This window comes from Bradyrhizobium jicamae (assembly GCF_001440395.1).
GTDB lineage: Bacteria > Pseudomonadota > Alphaproteobacteria > Rhizobiales > Xanthobacteraceae > Bradyrhizobium > Bradyrhizobium jicamae.
On the sequence record NZ_LLXZ01000102.1, the window covers coordinates 62,100 to 82,151 of the forward strand.

General features: G+C 59.3%; 22 protein-coding genes. 2 read left to right on the forward strand and 20 right to left on the reverse strand.

Annotated features, from left to right (window positions below):
* Positions 1-2: 2 nt before the first annotated feature.
* The 3 genes from CQ12_RS16200 to CQ12_RS16210 form a co-directional block, all read right to left on the reverse strand.
* Positions 3-1,370, reverse strand: a complete 1,368-nt coding sequence (locus CQ12_RS16200; RefSeq protein WP_057836291.1) for an NAD-dependent succinate-semialdehyde dehydrogenase — start codon at positions 1,368-1,370, stop codon at positions 3-5.
* Between the two features lie 122 nt (positions 1,371-1,492).
* A complete protein-coding gene (locus CQ12_RS16205; protein ID WP_057836434.1) occupies positions 1,493-2,704 on the reverse strand; it encodes an alkene reductase in 1,212 nt (403 codons plus the stop codon).
* A 207-nt stretch (positions 2,705-2,911) separates the two neighbouring features.
* On the reverse strand, positions 2,912-3,397 hold the full coding sequence (locus CQ12_RS16210; protein ID WP_057836292.1) for an Hsp20/alpha crystallin family protein: 486 nt from the start codon (positions 3,395-3,397) through the stop codon (positions 2,912-2,914).
* 318 nt (positions 3,398-3,715) lie between these two features.
* Here CQ12_RS16210 and CQ12_RS16215 point away from each other — a divergent pair, with 318 nt between their 5' ends.
* Complete coding sequence (locus CQ12_RS16215) at positions 3,716-4,450, forward strand: helix-turn-helix domain-containing protein (RefSeq protein WP_057836293.1); 735 nt, start codon at positions 3,716-3,718, stop codon at positions 4,448-4,450.
* Positions 4,451-4,958: 508 nt separating this feature from the next.
* Here the strand turns inward: CQ12_RS16215 and CQ12_RS16220 are convergent.
* The 11 genes from CQ12_RS16220 to CQ12_RS16270 all read right to left on the reverse strand — a co-directional run bounded on the left by CQ12_RS16220 (position 4,959) and on the right by CQ12_RS16270 (position 12,883).
* Positions 4,959-5,255 (reverse strand): hypothetical protein, encoded by a 297-nt coding sequence (locus tag CQ12_RS16220; RefSeq protein WP_057836294.1) that lies wholly within the window; start codon positions 5,253-5,255, stop codon positions 4,959-4,961.
* A gap of 53 nt (positions 5,256-5,308) precedes the next feature.
* A complete protein-coding gene (locus CQ12_RS16225) occupies positions 5,309-5,596 on the reverse strand; it encodes a chaperone modulator CbpM (protein ID WP_057836295.1) in 288 nt (95 codons plus the stop codon).
* 1 nt (position 5,597) lies between these two features.
* Positions 5,598-6,509 carry a DnaJ C-terminal domain-containing protein gene (locus tag CQ12_RS16230; RefSeq protein WP_057836296.1) on the reverse strand — a complete coding sequence of 304 codons (912 nt, stop codon included), beginning with the start codon at positions 6,507-6,509 and terminating at the stop codon, positions 5,598-5,600.
* Positions 6,510-6,557: 48 nt separating this feature from the next.
* Positions 6,558-7,124, reverse strand: a complete 567-nt coding sequence (locus tag CQ12_RS16235) for a nucleotide exchange factor GrpE (protein ID WP_063799756.1) — start codon at positions 7,122-7,124, stop codon at positions 6,558-6,560.
* Positions 7,125-7,163: 39 nt separating this feature from the next.
* The gene (gene dnaK, locus CQ12_RS16240; RefSeq protein WP_057836298.1) at positions 7,164-9,077 is read right to left on the reverse strand and encodes a molecular chaperone DnaK; all 1,914 of its coding nucleotides are present in this window, start codon (positions 9,075-9,077) and stop codon (positions 7,164-7,166) included.
* Positions 9,078-9,227: 150 nt separating this feature from the next.
* The gene (locus CQ12_RS16245) at positions 9,228-9,698 is read right to left on the reverse strand and encodes an Hsp20/alpha crystallin family protein (protein ID WP_057836299.1); all 471 of its coding nucleotides are present in this window, start codon (positions 9,696-9,698) and stop codon (positions 9,228-9,230) included.
* A gap of 44 nt (positions 9,699-9,742) precedes the next feature.
* Positions 9,743-10,399, reverse strand: coding sequence for a BON domain-containing protein (locus CQ12_RS16250; RefSeq protein WP_057836300.1), 657 nt, complete (start codon positions 10,397-10,399; stop codon positions 9,743-9,745).
* 186 nt (positions 10,400-10,585) lie between these two features.
* Positions 10,586-11,236 (reverse strand): hypothetical protein, encoded by a 651-nt coding sequence (locus CQ12_RS16255; protein WP_063799752.1) that lies wholly within the window; start codon positions 11,234-11,236, stop codon positions 10,586-10,588.
* 19 nt (positions 11,237-11,255) lie between these two features.
* Positions 11,256-11,741, reverse strand: coding sequence for a PRC-barrel domain-containing protein (locus CQ12_RS16260; protein ID WP_245309945.1), 486 nt, complete (start codon positions 11,739-11,741; stop codon positions 11,256-11,258).
* A gap of 124 nt (positions 11,742-11,865) precedes the next feature.
* Positions 11,866-12,405: a DsbA family protein gene (locus CQ12_RS16265; RefSeq protein ID WP_057836303.1), complete on the reverse strand. Its 540-nt coding sequence runs from the start codon at positions 12,403-12,405 to the stop codon at positions 11,866-11,868.
* A complete protein-coding gene (locus tag CQ12_RS16270; RefSeq protein ID WP_057836304.1) occupies positions 12,377-12,883 on the reverse strand; it encodes a redoxin domain-containing protein in 507 nt (168 codons plus the stop codon). The genes CQ12_RS16265 and CQ12_RS16270 overlap by 29 nt, the downstream gene beginning before the upstream one ends.
* Before the next feature lie 659 nt (positions 12,884-13,542).
* Here CQ12_RS16270 and CQ12_RS47700 point away from each other — a divergent pair.
* A complete protein-coding gene (locus CQ12_RS47700; RefSeq protein ID WP_083519312.1) occupies positions 13,543-13,806 on the forward strand; it encodes a helix-turn-helix domain-containing protein in 264 nt (87 codons plus the stop codon).
* Positions 13,807-13,808: 2 nt separating this feature from the next.
* Here the strand turns inward: CQ12_RS47700 and CQ12_RS16280 are convergent, their stop codons facing one another.
* The 6 genes from CQ12_RS16280 to CQ12_RS43805 form a co-directional block, all read right to left on the reverse strand.
* On the reverse strand, positions 13,809-14,429 hold the full coding sequence (locus CQ12_RS16280; RefSeq protein ID WP_057836306.1) for a response regulator transcription factor: 621 nt from the start codon (positions 14,427-14,429) through the stop codon (positions 13,809-13,811).
* 428 nt (positions 14,430-14,857) lie between these two features.
* A complete protein-coding gene (locus CQ12_RS16285) occupies positions 14,858-15,478 on the reverse strand; it encodes an HdeD family acid-resistance protein (protein ID WP_057836307.1) in 621 nt (206 codons plus the stop codon).
* A 223-nt stretch (positions 15,479-15,701) separates the two neighbouring features.
* Positions 15,702-18,137 carry an endopeptidase La gene (gene lon / locus CQ12_RS16290; RefSeq protein WP_057836308.1) on the reverse strand — a complete coding sequence of 812 codons (2,436 nt, stop codon included), beginning with the start codon at positions 18,135-18,137 and terminating at the stop codon, positions 15,702-15,704.
* Positions 18,130-18,558 carry an Hsp20/alpha crystallin family protein gene (locus CQ12_RS16295; RefSeq protein WP_057836309.1) on the reverse strand — a complete coding sequence of 143 codons (429 nt, stop codon included), beginning with the start codon at positions 18,556-18,558 and terminating at the stop codon, positions 18,130-18,132. Before CQ12_RS16295 ends, lon begins: the two co-directional genes overlap by 8 nt.
* Positions 18,559-18,652: 94 nt before the next feature.
* On the reverse strand, positions 18,653-19,486 hold the full coding sequence (locus tag CQ12_RS16300) for a universal stress protein (protein ID WP_063799757.1): 834 nt from the start codon (positions 19,484-19,486) through the stop codon (positions 18,653-18,655).
* A 44-nt stretch (positions 19,487-19,530) separates the two neighbouring features.
* A complete protein-coding gene (locus tag CQ12_RS43805) occupies positions 19,531-19,683 on the reverse strand; it encodes a hypothetical protein (protein ID WP_157088252.1) in 153 nt (50 codons plus the stop codon).
* Positions 19,684-20,052 lie beyond the last annotated feature (369 nt).

A 20,052-nucleotide genomic window follows, 5' to 3' on the forward strand; every position in this document is an offset into this window, starting at 1 on the left:
CCTCACGCCACCATCACGGTTTTGATGTTGACGAACTCCCTGATGCCGTAGCAGGACAATTCGCGCCCATAGCCGCTTTCCTTGATGCCTCCAAAGGGCACCCTCGGATCGGAACGAACGTTGTCATTGACGAAGACCATTCCAGATTCGATCTCGAACTCTGCGATCCGTTCGCCGCGCGCAAGATCGCGGGTGATCACGGCACCGCCAAGTCCGAATGGGGTGTCGTTCGCGACCGCAATCGCCTCGGTCTCGTCCAGGGCCGGGATGATTGCCGCAACCGGGCCGAACAATTCCTCTTCATAGGCCGGCATGCCTTTCCTCACCTCGGTGAGAACTGTCGGCGGGTAGTAGGCTCCCGGATGATTGGGCACAATGCCGCCGAGCAGCAGGCGTGCACCCTTTCCGACGCTTGCGACGACCTGCCGGTGCAACGTGTCGCGCAAATCGTGCCGCGCCAGCGGTCCTATCTCTGTCCCATGCTCGAATGGGTCTCCCATTTTAGTCTGGCTCATCAGCTCGACAAAGCGCTTCTCGAAAGCCGGCCTGGCCTTCTCGACCACGATGAATCGCTTGGCGGCGATGCAGCTCTGGCCCGAATTCAGCAGCCGGCCTCTGGCGCAAATGGCGGCGGCGGAGTCGGTATCGGCATCTTCCAGGACCAGATAGGGGTCGCTGCCGCCGAGTTCGAGCACCGTCTTTTTGAGCATGGCGCCAGCCTTGCTCGCGACCGCGCGTCCGGCGGCGCCGCTGCCCGTCAGGGTCACCGCGCGCACGAGCGGATGCTCGATCACGGCCTCGACTTGCTTGCTTGTGATCATCAATGTGCGGACTAGATTTTCGGGAAATCCGGAGTCGCGAAAAATCTGTTCGATCGCAAGCGCACAACCCGGCACGTTTGAGGCATGTTTGAGCAGTGCGGCATTGCCTGCCATCAGGCTCGGCACTGCAAAGCGAAAGACCTGCCAGAACGGAAAATTGCACGGCATCACCGCGAGCACGACCCCGATCGGATTGAACGTGACGAAGGTCCTGCGTGCCTCCGTCCTTATCGGGTGACGTGTCAGGAAATTCTTCGCATTGTTGGCAAAGAACTCGCAGGCCTGGGCACATTTCTCGGCTTCCGCGACGCCGTCATGGAGGGGCTTTCCCATCTCCTCCGCCATTAGTTGCGCATATTCGCGCGCCTTCTTGTTCAGGATCTCGGCGGCGTTGCGCATCAGTGAAGCGCGGTGTTCGAAATCGGTTCGGCGCCAGGAGAGGTAATCCCGGTTAACCTTGCCGACGACGTCTTGCGCCTCCTCGGTCGACCATCCCTCATATGTCGCAAACGGCTCACCGGTGGTGGGGTTGATGGATTGAAATGTCATGGCGGATGGTCCTCGCATCGCGCTCGGCTCGAGCGGCACTCGCTGCGTCGATCACCATGAGTATGCGAGGTTCGATAGACCATGACGGCCGTCAATTTGCGCGCTTGCAAATGCCGGCTTGACTATCGCCAGCTCTGGTCCACGCACGCCTTGGGCTGTTCGCCGCGGTCCTGGGCCAGCGACGGATAGTCGGTGTATCCCTTCTCACCTCCGCCGTAGTAAGTGCTGGGATCATCTTCGTTGAGTGCCGCGCCGAGACGCAGACGGTCTGGCAGGTCGGGGTTGGCGAGGAATTTCCGGCCGTACGCGATCAGATCGGCCCATCCCTCCCGAAGCCACCGCGCTCCGCTCTCGGCATCGAAGCCGCCTGCCACGATCAGGGTTCCCCTGAACCTGTTCCGGATCAGCTTCGCCATATCGAGGGCGTGTGGATCCGGTTCCTTCCCGTTCTGCATCTGCTCCAGCGCGGGGTTGACCATATGCAGATAGCCCAACTTGTATTCGCTCAGTCGTTCGGCCACATGGCCAAAGGTTGCGTGCGGGTTGTCGTCATGGATGTCGTTCAATTTTCCCATCGGGGATATGCGCACGCCGATGCGATCCGGCCCCCAGACCGGCGTCAGGGCCTCGATGACTTCAAATAGCAGGCGGGTGCGGCTCTCCACCGCCCCGCCATAGGCGTCGTTACGCCGATTGGTGCCACTCTCGATAAACTGGTCGAGCAGGTAGCCGTTCGCTGCATGGATCTCCACGCCGTCGAAATCCGCCGCCACTGCATTCCTTGCCGCACGCACATATTGCGCCACCACGTAGGGCATCTCCTCGATGTCAAGCGCGCGAGGTCGTACAAAGGGAACGAGCGTGCCTTCGCCACGGTCGTTTTCGATGAAGGCCTTTCCGGCTGGGATGACGGCCGATGGAGCGACGGGTAGCATGTTGTCGGGCTGTAGCGCCGGATGTGAGATGCGGCCGACGTGCCAGAGCTGGCAAAACATCAGGCCTGCCGCCTGATGGACCGCGTCGGTGATGCGCCGCCACGCCCCAACCTGCTCGCGGCTATGAATGCCGGGCGTCCAGGCATAGCCCTGGCCCTGCATCGACACCTGCGTCGCCTCGCCGATGATCAGCGCGGCCGAGGCGCGCTGCGCATAATAGCAGGCCGCGAGCGCGTCCGGCACGTTGCCGGGCTGGCGAGCGCGCGAGCGCGTCAGCGGGGCCATAACCACGCGATGGGGCAGATTGAATGGACCAAGGCGGTACGGCTGGAACAGCGGTGAGGTATCGGTCTCCCGGCTCGCTTCTCGCTTTGGTGTCGCTGTCGCCACGTCATCCATCGTCGCCACGTCATCCATCGCCTGCTCCTGCAAAGGCAAAAACCTCGCGACAATCCTAGTCACCTGGTGATCCGCCTTCACTGACGATCGTCAACCAAACGGGTCAGAGCAACGATATGACTAAACAAAATGTGTGTTTTTTGCCATCGCGACTTTTCACTCGCGCGAGGAGGTACCCATGCGCGTCCCGCGAGGAGCGCCCGGGCTTCAGGCGGCTTGTTCGGTCGTTGCCTTTGGAGCATCTTTGACCTCGATCTTCTTCGGCTCCGGGTTGGCCGGTTTCGGAATCGTGATCTTCAGGACGCCGTTTGACATCGCGGCATCCACGCTCGACGGGTCGACGCCGGGGGGAAGCCGCAGCACGCGCATGAACACGCCGTAGCAGCGCTCGCTGTGCTGGACATTCATGTCCTTCTGGCCCTCTGCGATCCTCTTCTCGCCGCGAATTGTGAGGGTGTCACCGTCGATGGATACCTCGACATCCTTGCGCTCGAGGCCGGGCATCTCCGCACTGACCTCGATCGCCTTGTCGGTCTCCGTGATATCAATGGTAGGAACGAGAGTCGCCGACCCGCCATTGGCACTCGGGCCTTGGACGACTTCATTGAACAGCCGGTCGATCTCCCGATGCAAGCCGAACAACCCGAAGCCCGGTTGCGTCTCACGAGATGGAACAAGTGATCGTAGTCTCATAGCACTCTCCTCGTTGGTCGTTCGGGCGGCCGTCATCAGTCCGCGGATGTGACGCTCTGGTTGATGTCCACGTTCAAGGTGGCCATGAGTGTTCTTCCGCCTGCGCCTGATTTCCGAATTTCGTTCTCATAGCGCGCGCGGTGCCGGCGTGTCGTTGACCGCGGTCAATTTTTGCGGTCCGTAAAGACTTCGAGGCGGCCGATTACGTATTCTTACGGTACGGAGATTTGCAAAAGGTTTGGATCACCAAGGCGATAACAAGGTTGGTGTGGCGCGAATGGGCAGCGTAAGGAAGAACGAGAAAAGGAAGGTGCAGCCATGAAGGCGAAAACGCGCGCACTGGACTACTATCGGCGAATGTTAGCCGCGCAGAACCATGCAATGAAGGGGCTCGATGAGCATGCCAAGATTATGCTGTTTGCCAGGAGCCAGGAGGTTCCAGTCAATTCGGAGCCGGCGGCCCATTGGTACTACGTAATCACGGGGGCGGTCCGGCGATCCGCCATCCGTTCAGACGGGCGACGGCAGATTCTCGACTTGATGTTGCCGGGAGATTTCTTCTTCGTCGTCGATAGAAACGAAGATCAAACGGTTGAGGCGATCGCGGAGGAAACAACACTGGCAAGTTACTCTGGTCAAAGGGTCGAGCAATTGGCGCAGCGCGATGTGGAGTTCGCCCGCGAGCTCCGCAATGTCGCATTCCAGACCATGTCGCGGATTCAGGATCAGTTGCTGATCATTGGCGGCGTAACGGCGGTCGAAAAGGTCGGTTCATTCCTGCTTGCGTTGGCGAGCCGTTCGTCGAACGATAAGGGGCAGATCGTATTGCCCCTGACGCGCTACGACATCGCCGAGTATCTCTCGGTTTCGGTCGAAACCGTTTGTCGTTCCTTCACCAGCCTGCAGCAGCGTGGCGCGATCAGGCTGGCTGGAAAACGCACCGTCAGGATCATTAATCGAAATGTCTTGGAGGAGAAGAACGAGCACGAAGTTGACGCATGCCCAGCCGCACCATCATACGCGCGCGGTGAATCTCGATCGTGCGCACACTAAGGCCAGCAGATGAACGATCATCTTATTGGAGCTGTCGTCGATCAGCCCCTGTAGTACTTCGCGTCGCGCGAGCTAAGGGTGTTGACCCGGCGCGTGGCAATAGCGATCTTTTCGGCACGAACAGATGTGCGTCCGTCGCAAACCTGGTTGCGACTGTGTCGCCAAGCTCGCGGCTTCCGTCGCTGTAGCCGTAGGGCAATCGCATATGGCTTCGAGAAGCCACGTGGGACTGAAGCGGATCGCGAACAAAGCGGAATCGAATGCCGAACAATCTCGCTGCTTCCGTTCGGATTCTCCGAGTTTTTTCCTTATGCGATAGCCCGACCTGTAGCCGGGGCTGTCAAATTCGGTAAAGCCTGAACCACCAAAGAGGGTGGCCAACTGGGGCGGCCTTGCCTGATCGTCGGACCAGCTACGCCCCCTGCACGAGCATACGAACATGCGGATGGTTGTACCGCTCTTGGGATCGAGCATCGTGCGAAGGACGGGAGGCATGTTACGACACCGGCTACACGTCTTCCGAATCCGGGTCGAGTGACGTCGGATCGGCACCAGGCTTGGGTTCCTTGATCAACACAGCAGGTTCGTCATAGCCCTTGCGGCTGCTGTAAAAGAGCAGGGCCATGAGTCCGAAGCCGACGACAAGCGAGAAGGTCACGCCGAGTGCCATGGCAATGTAACCCGACGCGGGCACCTCGGCCTCTCCGAGGCGCAAGCCCTCATGCGCAACGAAGCCGGCGGCTGCCAACAGCAACAACAATAGAATGATGACGAGCCACGAACCGAGGCTCTTGGGAACTGACATCAGTCTTTCCGTTTTTGAATGCAGGATTGGCCCCGTTCATTTTTCGTGCAACTTCAGCCGCCATGCTTCGCACGATCCAGCGTCTCCATGGTCTGGATATCCTGGACCAGGCAACGCAGCCCGTGCAGTTGATCCAGCAGGTGCAAGACTATCGAAATGCCTTCGTCGTTAACGCCGAAATCGGCCTTGAGATCCTGGATCAGGCGCACCCGCGCGAGTTCGGCATCGGAAAAGTCCAATCTCCTTTTTGCAGCGATAGGGACCAGCCATTCCGCTTCGATCCACGCATTCAGGGTCGGGAGGTCGAGATGCGATCGGTCGATGAATTGCTGCATCTGCATGTCAAACTCCCATCGATTGACGCGGGCTTTCCGCGGCCGGGTGCCATCGGGCGACGAATTTCTCGAGTTCCGGATCCCGCTTTTGCGGCAGCACCAGCTTGAGGGTAATGTATTGATCGCCCTTGACTCCGTCAGGATGCTGAACGCCGCGCCCCTTCAGGCGGAGCAAGCGACCGGTGTTCGACCATTTCGGTACCGTCACCGTAACCGTCCCGCTCGGCGTGGGGACGCTGATCTTAGCGCCCAGCACCGCTTCCTTCAGCGAGATCGGTAGATCCAGATAGATGTCGTCGCCTTTGCGGGTGAAGTAGGGATGCGGTTGAACGCTGATCTCGATCAGGGCATCGCCGGGTTGACCTTCGCCGGCCGCCGGACGGCCTTTGCCTTTCAGGCGCAGTGTCTGGCCGTCCCGCACGCCCGGGGGAATGTTGACCTCGAGCGTGGATCCATCGGGAAGCACAAGCGATTGCTTGCCGCCGTTGATGGCATCGAGGAAGGCGAGGTCGAGATGATAGCGGACATCTTGGCCCCGTCTGCGGCCGCCGCGGCCCGCGCGACCGAAAATCTCCGAGAGGATATCCTCGCCGCCGGAAAAGTCGCCGAAATCGGCAAAACCGGAATTGCTGGTGTAGGTCGACCAGCCGTCCTGATCGGCGAAATCCCGATAGTACCGCTGCCGCGGTCGCTCAGTGCCCGAACTGTCGATCTCGCCGCGATCAAAGCGCGCACGTTTTTCCGGATCGTTCAACAGATCGTAGGCGGCGGAGAGTTCCTTGAATTTTTCCTCAGCGGCCTTGTCGCCGGGATTGAGGTCAGGATGCGATTTCTTCGCGAGACGGCGATAGGCCTTCTGGATATCTGCTTGCGTGGCATCCTTTCTTACTCCCAGTGTCGCATAGGGGTCTGCAGCCAATATCCGCTCCCGTTCCTTTGTGCGCGGTTGGGCCGCGCGCAGCCCGCGTCATTGTCGTGTTGCGTGCGGAGATGGCTGTTGGGCTTTGGCTACCGCAACGCGCGCCGGCCGCAGTAGACGATCGTGCAGCGTGTAGCCATTCTCCAGAACCTGAACCACATTGCGGGGCGGCTGCCCAGCTGCATCGATCTCCAGCACCGCTTCGTGTTTCTCGGGGTCAAACGGTGCGTCCTGCGCCTTGATCTCCTCCACGCCGAACCGCTTCAGGATCTCTGTCAGGATGCGGTCAGTTGCTGCCACGCCCTCGACCAATGGATCCTGCTGGCCAGTGTCAGCACGGTTAGTGCCGGCACCGATTGCCCGCCGGAGATTGTCGACCACCTGCAGCAATTCGCGGGCGAAGCTCGCGATGGCGTATCTCTGCGCCTCCTCCGTGCGCCGCTCGCCTTGCCGGCGGGTATTCTCGGTCTCCGCGAGCGCGCGCATCAAACGTTCCCTCAAGTGTTCATTCTCGACCTCGAGATCGCCGCTCCTGGTCTCGACGCTATTCACCTGAGTTTCGGCGCTATTCGCCTGCGCCCTGTCAAGATCCTCGTCCACGGTTTTTGTCGCCATGTCATACTCCTCGCCTGTTTTCATATGCGAGTACGCGATTCACGATGCTCTTCGGTCGCGCGGGTCGACTTCCTCGAATTCGGCATCGACGACGTCTTCACCGGAGGAACCGCTTCTGCTCGACGACGCCTGTGCGCCGGCGCCTTGCGAGGCGGCGCGGTTCAGCGCCTCGCCGATCTTGGCGGCGGTCTGCTGCAAGCGATCCGTCGCCTGGCGAACCGATTGCGGGTTTTCGGCCGTGAGGGCCTGCTTTGCATCGGAGATTGCCTGTTCGACCTCCTTCTTGAGATCGGCAGGGATCCTGGATTCCGATTCCTTCAAGGCCTTTTCAGTGCTGTAGATCGCTGCATCGGCTTGGTTGCGTGCTTCGACGAGTTCCTTGCGGCGCTTGTCCTCCTCGGCGTGGGCTTCGGCTTCCTTGACCATCTTCTGGATATCCGCCTCGCTAAGGCCACCGGAGGCCTGGATCCGGATGCTTTGCTCCTTGCCGCTGGCCTTGTCCTTGGCGGAGACGTTGACAATGCCATTGGCGTCGATATCAAAGGTGACTTCGATCTGTGGCACGCCGCGGGGTGCCGGCGGAATCCCGACGAGGTCGAATTGCCCCAGCAGCTTATTGTCGGCCGCCATTTCGCGTTCGCCCTGGAACACGCGAATGGTAACCGCTGTCTGATTGTCTTCCGCGGTTGAGAATACCTGGCTCTTCTTGGTCGGAATGGTTGTATTGCGGTCGATCAGCTTCGTCATAACACCGCCCAGCGTCTCGATGCCGAGCGACAGTGGCGTCACGTCGAGCAGCAGGATGTCCTTGACGTCGCCCTGCAGCACGCCGGCCTGAATTGCGGCGCCGATCGCGACCACTTCGTCCGGATTGACGCCCTTGTGTGGTTCACGCTGAAACAGGTTCTGCACGGTTTCCTGCACTTTCGGCATGCGGGTCTGGCCGCCAACCAGCACCACTTCGTTGATGTCGGACGCCTGAAGCCCGGCATCCTTCAACGCTGCCTTGCAGGGCCCGGTGGTGCGCTCGATCAGGTCGTCGACCAGCGCCTCCAGCTTCGCCCGGGAGAGCTTGATGTTGAGATGTTTCGGCCCGTTCTGGTCGGCGGTGATGAAGGGCAGGTTGACGTCGGTCTGGGTGGCGCTCGAAAGCTCGATCTTGGCCTTCTCGGCGGCATCTTTGAGCCGCTGTAGTGCAAGGCGATCCCTGCGCAAATCGATGCCGTTCTCCTTGCGAAATTCGTCTGCCAGATAGTCGATGATGCGCTTGTCGAAATCTTCGCCACCGAGGAAGGTATCGCCATTGGTAGCCTTCACCTCAAACACGCCGTCTCCAACCTCGAGGATGGAAACGTCGAAAGTGCCGCCTCCGAGATCGTAAACGGCGATCTTTCCGCTGCCCTTTTTGTCGAGGCCGTAGGCCAGCGCGGCCGCGGTCGGCTCGTTGATGATACGGAGTACCTCGAGCCCGGCAATCCGTCCGGCGTCCTTGGTTGCCTGACGCTGGGCATCGTTGAAATAGGCAGGCACGGTTATTACAGCCTGCGTTACCTTATCTCCTAGATGGGCTTCGGCGGTTTCCTTCATCTTGGTCAGAATGAAAGCGCTGATCTGGCTTGGGCTGTACCGCTTGCCCCTCACTTCGACCCATGCGTCACCGTTGTCGCCGGGCACGATGTGATAGGAAACCATACCCTTGTCTTTCTCGGTGATCGGGTCGTCATAGCGCCGGCCGATGAGTCGCTTGATGGCGTAGACGGTGTTTTCCGGATTGGTGATGCTCTGTCGCTTGGCGGGTTGCCCGACAAGGACCTCGCCTTCATCGGTGAAAGCGACCATCGACGGGGTGGTGCGGCCGCCCTCGGCGTTTTCAATGACCCTGGCCTTGCTTCCTTCCATCACGGCGACGCATGAATTGGTGGTCCCGAGATCGATGCCGATTGCTTTCGCCATGACTGGCTCCTTTCGATGTAGTTGCGCTGGCTCGGTTGTGGAGCGGTCGTCGACCGCCACATGTGTTGGCGTGATGTCGCATCAATCGGTCGAGCGGGACGCGCAACGCTGGAGGAGAACGACGATGTGCGCGTCCCGCAGCCGCTGGGCTCAGGCGGCTTCCTTGACCTCGATCTTCTTCGGCTCCGGTTTGGCAGGCTTCGGAATCGTGATCTTCAGGACTCCGTTCGACATGGTTGCCTGAACGCTCGAAGGGTCGATGCCGGAGGGCAATTGCAGTACGCGATAGAACACGCCATAGCTGCGCTCGCTGTGCTGGACATTCTTGTCCTTCTGCTGTTCTTCGACCTTCTTCTCGCCACGAATGGTTAGGGTGTCGTCCTCGATCGATATCTCGACATCCTTTCGCTCGAGTCCGGGCATCTCGGCTGTAACTTCGATCGCCTTGTCGCTTTCGGAAATTTCGATGCTCGGAACGATGTTCGCTTTGCCGCTCGGGCCGATGCCTTGCGCGAACTCGTTAAAGAGCCGATCGATCTCTCGATGCAGACCGAACAGCCCGAAATCGGGTCGCGTCAATGCGCCGGCGTCTCCAAATGGGACCAGTGATTTTAACCTCATTGGAATGCTCCTTCTTTGAGTGAAGTCTTGCTAGCTTGGGAAGACTAGTAAGGCCTGACGACAATCCGGTCTTCGACCTTCGTGACGCCGGGCGCCGACCATGCGACACGTTCGGCTTCCTCGCGCTCGATCCAGGAACGAACGGTGCCTTCCAGCACCACTTCGCTGCCCTTCGCTTCCACGGTGATGCGCTCCGCGTCCACCTCGGCGCTGCGTTTGAAGGCATCCTTGATCTTGCGCTGGATGTCGGTGGGCTGGACCTTCGGCTTCACGGTGATGACGTTGGTGACGCCTTTCACGCCCTTGACCTTGCGGACCGCCGTGTCTGCGGTGGTCTTCTGGTATTGCCACTCCACCGCTCCTTCGAGCGTAATCCAGCCGTCCTTGACGATGACCTTGATCTGGTCGTAGGAAATTGGCAGTTGTGACTTCAGCGCGGCAACTGCGTCTCGGGCGATGTCGGGATCCGGACGTTGGTCGATCGCTGGGATCCGCACTTCGATGTCGTTTGCGACGGCAAGAACGCCGGCCACGCGCTTCGCGGCTGCCTCGGCCTCAAGCCTGTCGGTGTAGCTGTGGGTGAACCCCGCTAGCGTAACGACACCATCCTTGACTGACACGGCGATATCGTCGGCATTCAGATCGGGATCCCATTTAAGTTCGTCCCGAACATCGCGCTCTATTTCGCTGTCGGATTTCATGTCGTTCTCCTGGTTTGCACGAGACTCGGTAAACTGACTCGGCGGATCATTTTTGCCGATAGAGTTAAATCTATGCCGGCCAAGGGATGCGGCCATGACGATCATCAACTTCCACACCAGGTTTGTGCGGTCGATGAAGCCGTCCGCCGATAGTGCTGCGTAATGGCGGCTCCAATGAATGATGAACTATGGCCGCCCCAGCGGTTCGTTCCCCAACCACGGATCGGGCCGCAGCGAGTGAAGCGGGAGATCGTCGGCCGTCTTGGCGACATCGATTTCGTGGATGTGAACGGCTTCTCCGCCGTGGCGAAGCAGAATTTCCTGGGCCAATGCTTCCTTCTCCGGGGACTGAACCCGTACCCAGATCAGCAACCCTTCCCATTCGGCAACAGGCTCCAATCCGCGAGCCCGGTCACGCTGCATCACCCGTCGCAGCGGACGTATCACAGCAGCGGCCGCGACGATCCCGCTGAGGACAGAGACCAAGATAACGCTCGGTGGCGTCACTTCGCGCGATACGAGATAGAACGCCACGACAAGGGCGACAACGCAGCCGACCACGCTGGCCGTGACGACTTCGAGGCCAAGCCGATCGTCTCCGCCTACATAAGGCCTCCGCGCCGCCGCCGGTATGTCGGCAAGGTCGGCAGCCGGGATAGCTTGATAGTTCAGCCGCCGTTGCTGTTCGTCCGGCGAGGCGCTGACGTCGATGTCGGCCCGGTCAAATCCCGAGGACAACAAATCCTGCGCCGCGTCGTCGAGCGCTTTCCGAGAATGGAAGACGCCCGTCACTTCTCGCGTACGGACCCGGCCAAGGACATCGGGAGGCTCGGACACGGGGCGCGCTCCGGTCCGACTAGGAGGATTTATGATGGTATTCCGTCAGCTTCTTCAGTTCCTCCTTTGATGCGCCGGGTAGGGTGATCTTTTGTCCTTTGTCGTCGATGACGAGGCTCTCATAGGGCACGACTATCAGGCGGGCGCCGACGCCGAGGAACCCGCCGACCTGCAGCACAGCAAAGTTCACTTGCTTCTTGTCCGCGATGACATCATCGAGGGTCCCGATCTTTTCGTTCTTGTCGTTGATAACGTTGCTGCCGAGCAGCTTGCTCATGCGGTAACCATTGGCCACAACCGAGAAGTCGACCTTGATGAGACTTACGCCGGCTTGCGGAAGTGCCGGAGTAGTAGTGGTAGTGATTGCCGCGAACGCCGCGAGCGCAAACCAAATCATCCAGTCCGGAGCAGTCCTGTACGCTGTCAACGCGCGACCGGGTGAGGGCGGCGATGCCGTGCGGGTGTCAGAGTCAAGAGAGGCTCCAAGTCTGTTGAATGCAATCATGGGTACCTCCTGGGGTTGATCATCACTGCAGAATTAAACACTCAATCCCGGTAGCGGCGATGACCGTTGTCAATGTGGCGGGCCGCTAATCGCTCGGCACGTCCGACGCCGACCTGTTGGTCTGTCAGGCATGGCTGTCGGCTGCAAGGCGACTTTGAATTGCCGACGCCAGGGACGCGAAGTCGAATGGACCTTCATGACGGACGCCATTGATAAAAAAGGTAGGTGTGCCGTTTACGCCACTGCGTACACCGCCCATGAAGTCGTTCCGTACTTTGCTTCTGAACTGTCCCGTTTCGAGAGCAAGGCGCATCATCGTCTCGGGAAGCCTGAGCTTCTCGGCAATTAGCATGATCGTCGGAACACTCAGGATGGCTTGGTTTCGAAAGAGCGCGTCATGCATTTCCCAGAACACGCCCGCCGTACCGGCAAATTCGGCGCTTTCGGCCGCAACCTCGGCATAGGGATGCACTTCGGTTAACGGAAAATGGCGGAACACAAATCGCATCTTTCCTTCGAAATACGATTCCAGTTGGTCGACGACGGCACACGCCGAAGCGCAAAATGGGCATTGATAGTCGCCATATTCCACAAGACTAATCGCAGCGTGGGCCGGGCCCCGGATATGGTCACTTTTATTGATCGGCGTTTTCAAGTTGGCCATGTACGTTTGCCTGGTCGGAGAGTTGTTCGAGAGCATCCAGAATCCCATCTGCGCCGGGATTGACTGCAACCGGTGAGCAATAGCTCCACGCGATCGTTCCCTGGCGGTCCAGGACGAATAGCGCACGTTCGCAAACGCCTTCGCTATCACGATAGGCGCCGTATTTCTTTGCTACCGCGCCCTTGGGTTCGAAGTCAGCGAGCAGGGGAAAATGTAAGTTCCGGTCACGCGCAAAGGCCGCGTGGCACCAAACCCCGTCGACCGAAATGCCGAGTATTTCCGCGTTGTGTTTGTGAAATTCGGGAAGCAGTTCGTTATACAGCGTCACCTGATCGCCGCAGACCGGACTCCAGTCAGCCGGATAGAACGCCAGAATGACCGGCTTGCCCCTAAGATCGGACAACGTGAGCATTTGGTCGGGGGTGACACGCAGCGTGAAGTTCGGCGCGACGATACCGGCCGTCAGGATGGATGACATCGTCACCTCGTGCGTGAGTTGCGGCCCGAATTGAATCGATGCCGTTCTAGAGGAATGAGCAGCTCGCTTCGTTGATGGCCGTCAATTGGGTGGCGTTCAAAATCGTCACCGTAGCTGCACACGGAGATGCGTGGCCCGGATCGGGACGGCGTTACGTAATATTACGCTATGCAGATCCCGCGAATGTTTGGAACGCCGGCATCCTGCAAAGTTTATGGAACCAAGTAGAGCCGGCGACCTCCGAAAGAAGGGTGAAATCATGAAAACGAGAGCGCATGCGGCAGACTATTAGGCGGATTCTTTGGGGCAGGCCCATTCGTTGAAGCAACTAGATGCATTCGCCAAGATTGTGCTTTGCAATCGTGGTCAGGAAATTCCACGAAGTGTGAGTTCCGCCGGTCACTGGTATTGTGTCATTTCCGGGGCGGGTCGCAGGTGCGCTCCGGACCGACGGACGGCGGAAAATCCTTGATTTGATGCTGCCCCGAGATTGTTTCTTCGTGCGAGGCGACGGGGACGAGGCCACCATCGAACGAAGAAACCGCGCTTGCCACTTATCCCGGCGAGCGGATCGAACGGCCGGCCGAGCGTGATCCAGAGTTCGCGCGGGAGCTCCGCGACGTAGCCTTCAGTTAACCAGATCCCAGGCCCAATGATGATTGTGGCGGCGTCACCGCACTCGAGAAGGATTTCTCCTTTCGCTCGACGGTCGTTCCTCAGGCGAAGATGGACAGGTTGTGCTACCCGTCTCGCGCTACGATATCGCTGACTACCTTGTGGTTTCGGTCGAGACGGTATGTCGCTCGTTCACCAAGCTGGAGAAACGGGGTGCCATTACCCCGGCGGGCAAGCGTACGGTCAAGATTCTAAATCGCGCCGCGCTGGAAGAACATGTTGGCGAAAGCCAGGGAACAGGGGCCTAACTCTATCCCGTAAGCCTGTTGAGTCTCGACATGATTCTCAAACGAAGGGCTTGTGCGAGCTGGCGCGTGCCAAGCCGGTCCATCATACGCGCGCGGTGAACTTCAACCGTCCGCACGCTGAGGCCGAGATTGTACGCAATCACCTTGTTGGAGTGACCGTCCATCAAGCCGTCAAGCACCTGTCGCTCGCGCGGACTAAGACCCCCGATCCGCAGTGCTGCGTCCGCAACCTCGTCGTTGTAATCGGACTGCCTGTCTGTCGCAAAGGCCATCTCGATCGAACCCAACAGCGCACGGTCGCTGTACGGCTTTTCAAGGAAATCGATCGCGCCCGCCTTCATGGCGTGCACCACTGTTTGAATATCGCCCTGAGCGGTCACTACGATTACCGGAAGATCGCGTCTGATCCTGTTGAGATGTTGCTGGACCTCCAGTCCGTTCATGCCTTGCAAGCGGATATCCAGCAAGAGGCAACCCGCCTTGATCGTTTTTGCAGCCATGAGGAACGCGTCCGGATGTTCGAAGGTAACGGGCTCGAACTTCGCCGAGCGCAGAAGTCGCTCCAGAGAGCGGCGGACTGGCTCATCGTCTTCGAGAACATAAACAGTTCGTCCCGCGGGCATCGGCACATCGTCCGGATAGGATCATCAAATATTGGCCCGCCCGATATCGAGTGCGACCATTAATCGATATCGTGGGCGTCATGATCGATCGCGGTCACATTCTGTAACTGTGCGCTCGGACAACTTGATACTGTCTTGGGGGATAAGCAATAAAAAAAGGGGATAAGCAATAAAAAATTGACGCTCGGGGCTTGACAAAATGGTGCGGGTGAAACTGCGGCCTCTGTGCCGGCAACCAGGTTTGCGTTGGATACATCGACAGCCGGCAGCTTGTTCAAATCATAAGGTTCTGTTCGGTAGGACTCGCATGGGTTGTGCTATTTACGCAAAGACAATCCATGATGGTTGGTCGCTCGCCGGAAAGGTTTCAAGCAGCCGTTGTTCGATCTCCTCAATCCCTTCGACATCAATGCCGTTACCTGTTACTATTAGGCGGCCCTTCCGGCGACCGTTCGGTCGATTTGTTGGTGCTGTCTGGACCGGAGCTTGAAGGATAGGATGACGAGTGCGACGCCAAATGCGATGGCATAGGCGCCCATCCACCATGTCAGCACGATCGCCCCGATGAGCGGTGTGGCAACCAGAAGCGCTCCATAGGCGAGGGACAACAATCCGCCCAGAACGAGCCACCACCTGCCGTGGCTGACGTTCAGCCGGAAGGCAGCGGCCGTCGTCAGCGCACCCGAGACGATTGCCCAGGCGGCAACAAGCAACACGAATGCCAGAACAGTCATGCCAGGCCACAGAAAGGCAAGGATGGCTACGGCTATATTGAGCAGGCCTTCGAAGATCAGCCATCCCCACCGATCCTCCTTGCGCCGGATCGCCCTTACGGCCGAGATGATGCCGGCTACGCCATCGACAAGTGTGTAGGCCGAGAACAGGAGCACCAGGGAGAGCATCGTTGGGCCGGGAAAGATCAGCGCGACAACGCCAAAAAGGATTCCCAAAATTCCTCGCAGCAGGAATAGCCACCAATTCTGCGCCAAACTCTCGCTCGCCGAGGTGGACCCGGCGTCGAAAGCGGAATTAACTGTGCTGCTCGCCATGACATTCTCCCAAGTGCAACCTGGTTTCCGATCTAATGGAAGTTCGCTGCCTTGCACCGTGATTGTTCCTATTCCATGCGCTCAAGGGAAGCCTTGACGCTTGTCAGTGGCTTGGCTCGGTAGTATCTGCGAAAAGCTCGCGACATTCGGAACCCGCTGTCACACGATGATCCATCACCGGCAGAGCCCATAAAGAGGTGTGGCCGCTGTGTGCTTCCCGAAGTTATCGGGAATGCGCCGCCTGCCGTTCCGCGGGCGCTACGTGTGGCGTGCCCTCGAAGCGGGGATCGCGCGTCTGCGGGGGATTTAGTGCAGCGTCAATCGCGTCGTCGACCCGCTCAAGCCATATGAAGCGCAATCGGCTGCGCGCATTTTCAGGGACATCCTCGATATCTTTTCGATTGCGGGCAGGGAGCATGATCGTGGTAATCCCTGCCTGAAGCGCGCCAAGCACCTTCTCCTTCACGCCACCGATCGGGAGGACCAGGCCGCGCAGCGAAATCTCGCCGGTCATCGCTGTATCGCTCCGAACCGTGCGGCGGGTCAGAAGTGAAGTCAGTGCCAGAAACATAGCCACCCCCGCGCTTGGGCCATCCTTGGGAATGGCGCCGGCCGGGACGTGTACGTGGACATCGGATTTCTGCAGCGCGATCGTATCAATGCCAAACTCAATGGCGCGCGACTTGACGAGGGAGAGTGCCGCCTGCGCGCTTTCCTTCATCACCTCACCCAGCTGACCGGTTAGGATCAGTTTGCCCCGGCCGGGAATGCTAGTCGCCTCGACAAAGAGAATATCACCGCCGGCAGGAGTCCAGGCGAGGCCAGTAGCGACCCCGGGCACGCTGGTTCGCATGGCGACCTCCTGCTCGAAACGCCGCGGCCCCAGAATGGCAGGAAGGTCCGTCGGCGCGGCGATAAAGCGTGTGACGCTCGCCTCGGCTATCCGCATAGCCGCGTACCGGCAAATAGCGCCGATATGGCGCTCGAGGTTTCGCACGCCGGCTTCGCGCGTGTAGTTGCGGATGACGGTCGTGATGACGTCGTCGGAAATTTCACATTGCTCGCTGGTTAGACCTGCGGACTTCAGTTGACGCGTGAGGAGATAGCGCTTGGCAATCGCCAGCTTTTCCTCCTCGATGTAACCCGGCATCTCGATGATCTCCATCCGGTCGCGCACCGCGGCCGGGATGTTGTCGATCACATTGGCGGTGCCAATCAGCATGACCTTGGAGAGATCAAAGGGAATCGCAAGGTAGTTGTCGCGAAACGCAGCGTTCTGCTCGGGGTCTAGCACTTCGAGCAGCGCCGCCGCCGGGTCGCCGTGAAATCCCGCACCCAGCTTGTCCATCTCGTCCAGCATCATCACCGGGTTGCGCGTTCCTGCCTTGCGGATCGACTGGATCACGTTCCCCGGCAGTGCGCCGATATAGGTTCGGCGGTGTCCGCGTATTTCGCTTTCGTCATGGACGCCGCCGAGGCTCAATCTCACGAACTTGCGTCCCGTGGCGCGGGCGATGCTTTGGCCGAGCGAGGTTTTGCCGACGCCGGGAGGCCCGACAAAGCAGAGTATCGGGCTCTTGCCTTCCGGATTGAGCTTGCGGACAGCAAGGTGTTCAAGAATTCGCCGCTTCACCTTCTCAAGGCCATAGTGATCGTCATCGAGAATTCGCCGCGCTTCGAGGATGTCGATTTGCTCCGGATCCAGCTTCGACCAAGGCAGCTCGATCAGCCATTCGAGGTAGCTTCGCGTCAACCCATACTCGGCCGCAACCTCTGGCATGCGTTCGAGCCTTTTCAATTCCCGTCTGGCCTGCTCCTCGGCCTCCTTCGGCATTCTGGCCTTGTCGATCTTGTCACTGAGTTCCTTCAGTTCGATGGCCTTGGCGTCGTCGTCGCCTAGTTCCTTCTGAATCTGGCGAAGCTGTTCACGAAGAATGTGCTCGCGCTGCTGCGACGAAAGAGTCTGTTGCGTCTGTTCGCCAATCGCCTTTGAAAGCTGCAGGACCTGGATTCGCTTCGCCAGCAGGCCGAGCAGCTTGTCTAGAAGCTGGGTTACGTCGAAGGTTTCGAGCAGATCCTGCTTCTCGCTAACAGGAATATCGATTATGCCGCTGAGAAAGTCGGCGAGCACGGACGGCGAATCGAGGCCTTCAATCGCCGCTGGAAGTTCCGGCGGCAGATTGGGTAGCAACTGGATCGCTTCCCGGGCGCGCATCTTGAGCAGACTCATGCGCGCCTCGACCTCGGGGGTGATCACCTCGGATATGCCGACCTCCTCGATGCGCGCTACGATGTAGGGAAAACCGGAAAGAAATTCCTTGACACGGAATCTGTTTACACCGCGGCAGATCGCATAGTGGGTCGCCTCGGACGTGACATAGCGCAGGATTTCAGCCACCGTGCCGACGTGCCGCAGATCCTCTGGCCCGGGCTGTTCAACGGCGGGGTCGTTCTGCAGTAGCAGGCCGATTTTGCGGCCGCTGCGGACGGCTTCCTGCGCGGCAGCGACGGAGGACGGCCGCGCAATCGTCAAAGGCAGCACGATACCGGGGAACAGCAGCATATTGCGAACCGGCAAGATGATGATTGCATCCTCGGGCAGGGCAGCCGGGCTGTGATCAGTCGTGGTGCCGGATTCGCTTTTGGATGCATCAACCATCGATAGGTCCCTCCATCGATTGCTTGAAGAAGGTCAGCGCAAGACATCCGTCGCGGTATTCCGATTGACCGAACCGTAGGCCCGTAGTCGGAAACGCAATCCGACGCTCGAATCTCCCATAGGGGATCTCGAGACGGAACGCGGTGCCATCACGCGGAATCGTGCCCTGACGGCGAAGGCCAACGACCGAAACGCCATCATCATCGATCGTCACTTTCAAGTCGTCACGGTCGACGCCGGGAAGAGCGACCGTTATTCGAGCCTCGGAATCGGTCGCAATGATATCGATTGGAGGCTCCCAACAGGCCGCGGAAGCGATAGCGGTAATCGGCTGGAAGAATTGACGATGCAAGCGCTCGGCGCGCTCGATCATTTCGCAGGCAGTGGCCCACATAAGAGTTCCTGGATCGACTGCGGCCATGTCATCTCATCCTCATGCGCGTGCCCGCGGAGCCTACGACGCAACTCGAGAGGTGACCTTGACGATCGTCAACGGCAGCCATCGCGGGACTGCCCTAGTGGGCGATGACCAGCGGTACCGGTGAATGATGCAGGAGTCGTGAGGTCGTGCTGCCTGGTAACAATTCATGAAGGCGCGAGTGGCCATAGCTGCCCATCACGAGCAGGTCGGCGCCCAGCCGACGACATTCCTCGATCACGATGTCGGCAATTTCGTCGTCCTCTCCGACCGCACGATACTTCACCGCGTTGATGCCGTGATGCCGCAGATGCTGCACGGCATCGTTGCCTCTCAGCGCATCGGTCTCGGCCGGGCGTTCGTTTTCCACCACGAGAAGCCAGACTTTCCTTGCTCGCTGCAGATAGGGCAGGGCTTCGGAAAGCGCGCGCGCAGATTCCCGGCTTCCGTTCCAGGCAACCAAGACATGATCGAGGGGGGCCATGGTTTTTTTGTCCTCCGGAACCACAAACAGATGACGTCCCGCGCCGTAGAGGAGTTCTTCGATCAGACCCTGCGGTTCGTTTGGTTGGCCGTTTGGGCGAAGCGCCACGAAGGTGTCGGCGGCCCGTGCCAGGAGCGAAGCAGTATCGGCGACGTCGCGTTCGCCGGCCACATCGAACCGCCGGAGGAAGGTTGGTTGCTGCAGCCGCTCCAGTCGCTGCAGCGCCGTGGCTTCGAGGGCGTCGCCGGCCTTCCTTGCATCGTTCAGCAGTTTTGCCGACCCGCCGGACCCCGCATCTTGGATGCCATCGGTTATAGCCGCCGGCAAGACGTTGAAGATCAGCCCGGTGATATGACTTTCGAAAGCTGCGGCGATCTGGCTGACAGCGGCCAGCCGCGCGAAGTCTCCTGGTGTCCCATCCAACCGAACCAAGATGTCCTTGATCATAATGACCTCGCAAGGCGCCGCGAGCGTTGGCGATCGACCGGTCATCATGCGTGGATTTCAAGCTCAAACCAAACGACCATCGCTGCTGACCGCAAGACCCTGTCCACTGGAATGATGCAAAAGCTGTCGCGCTTGCAGAAGACGAGCCGGGTCGGCAAGATGCGATTGAGATCGACAAGGCCGGTCAGTGCTTCCATGGCGCACATCCCGATTGCGTTAACTGGACAATTGCTGCGGATCTGCACTGGCGCTTTGACGGTCGTCAACCTGGTGTACCGAAATTGCAAGTGCCCCGGGGTGACTTGATCTGACAGATATTCAACCTGACGCTATCGTCCTGGCCAGTCGCCACGCCCAAAAAGAAGGACCGCTCGGATTTCGCCGGCGGTCCAAGTCTGGGAGGAAAGACCCTGGGAAGGGACACCGGCAGGAGGATACTGCCGATTATCAGAGACTACGGATAGAACAGGGCCGCGCATTGACAACGCTCAACTTCCGTTCAGCCTTGATGATCCGGTGGGCGGATGCATCGCTGCGTGCTCGTGGCGCTGGGCGTCGTTTACCAG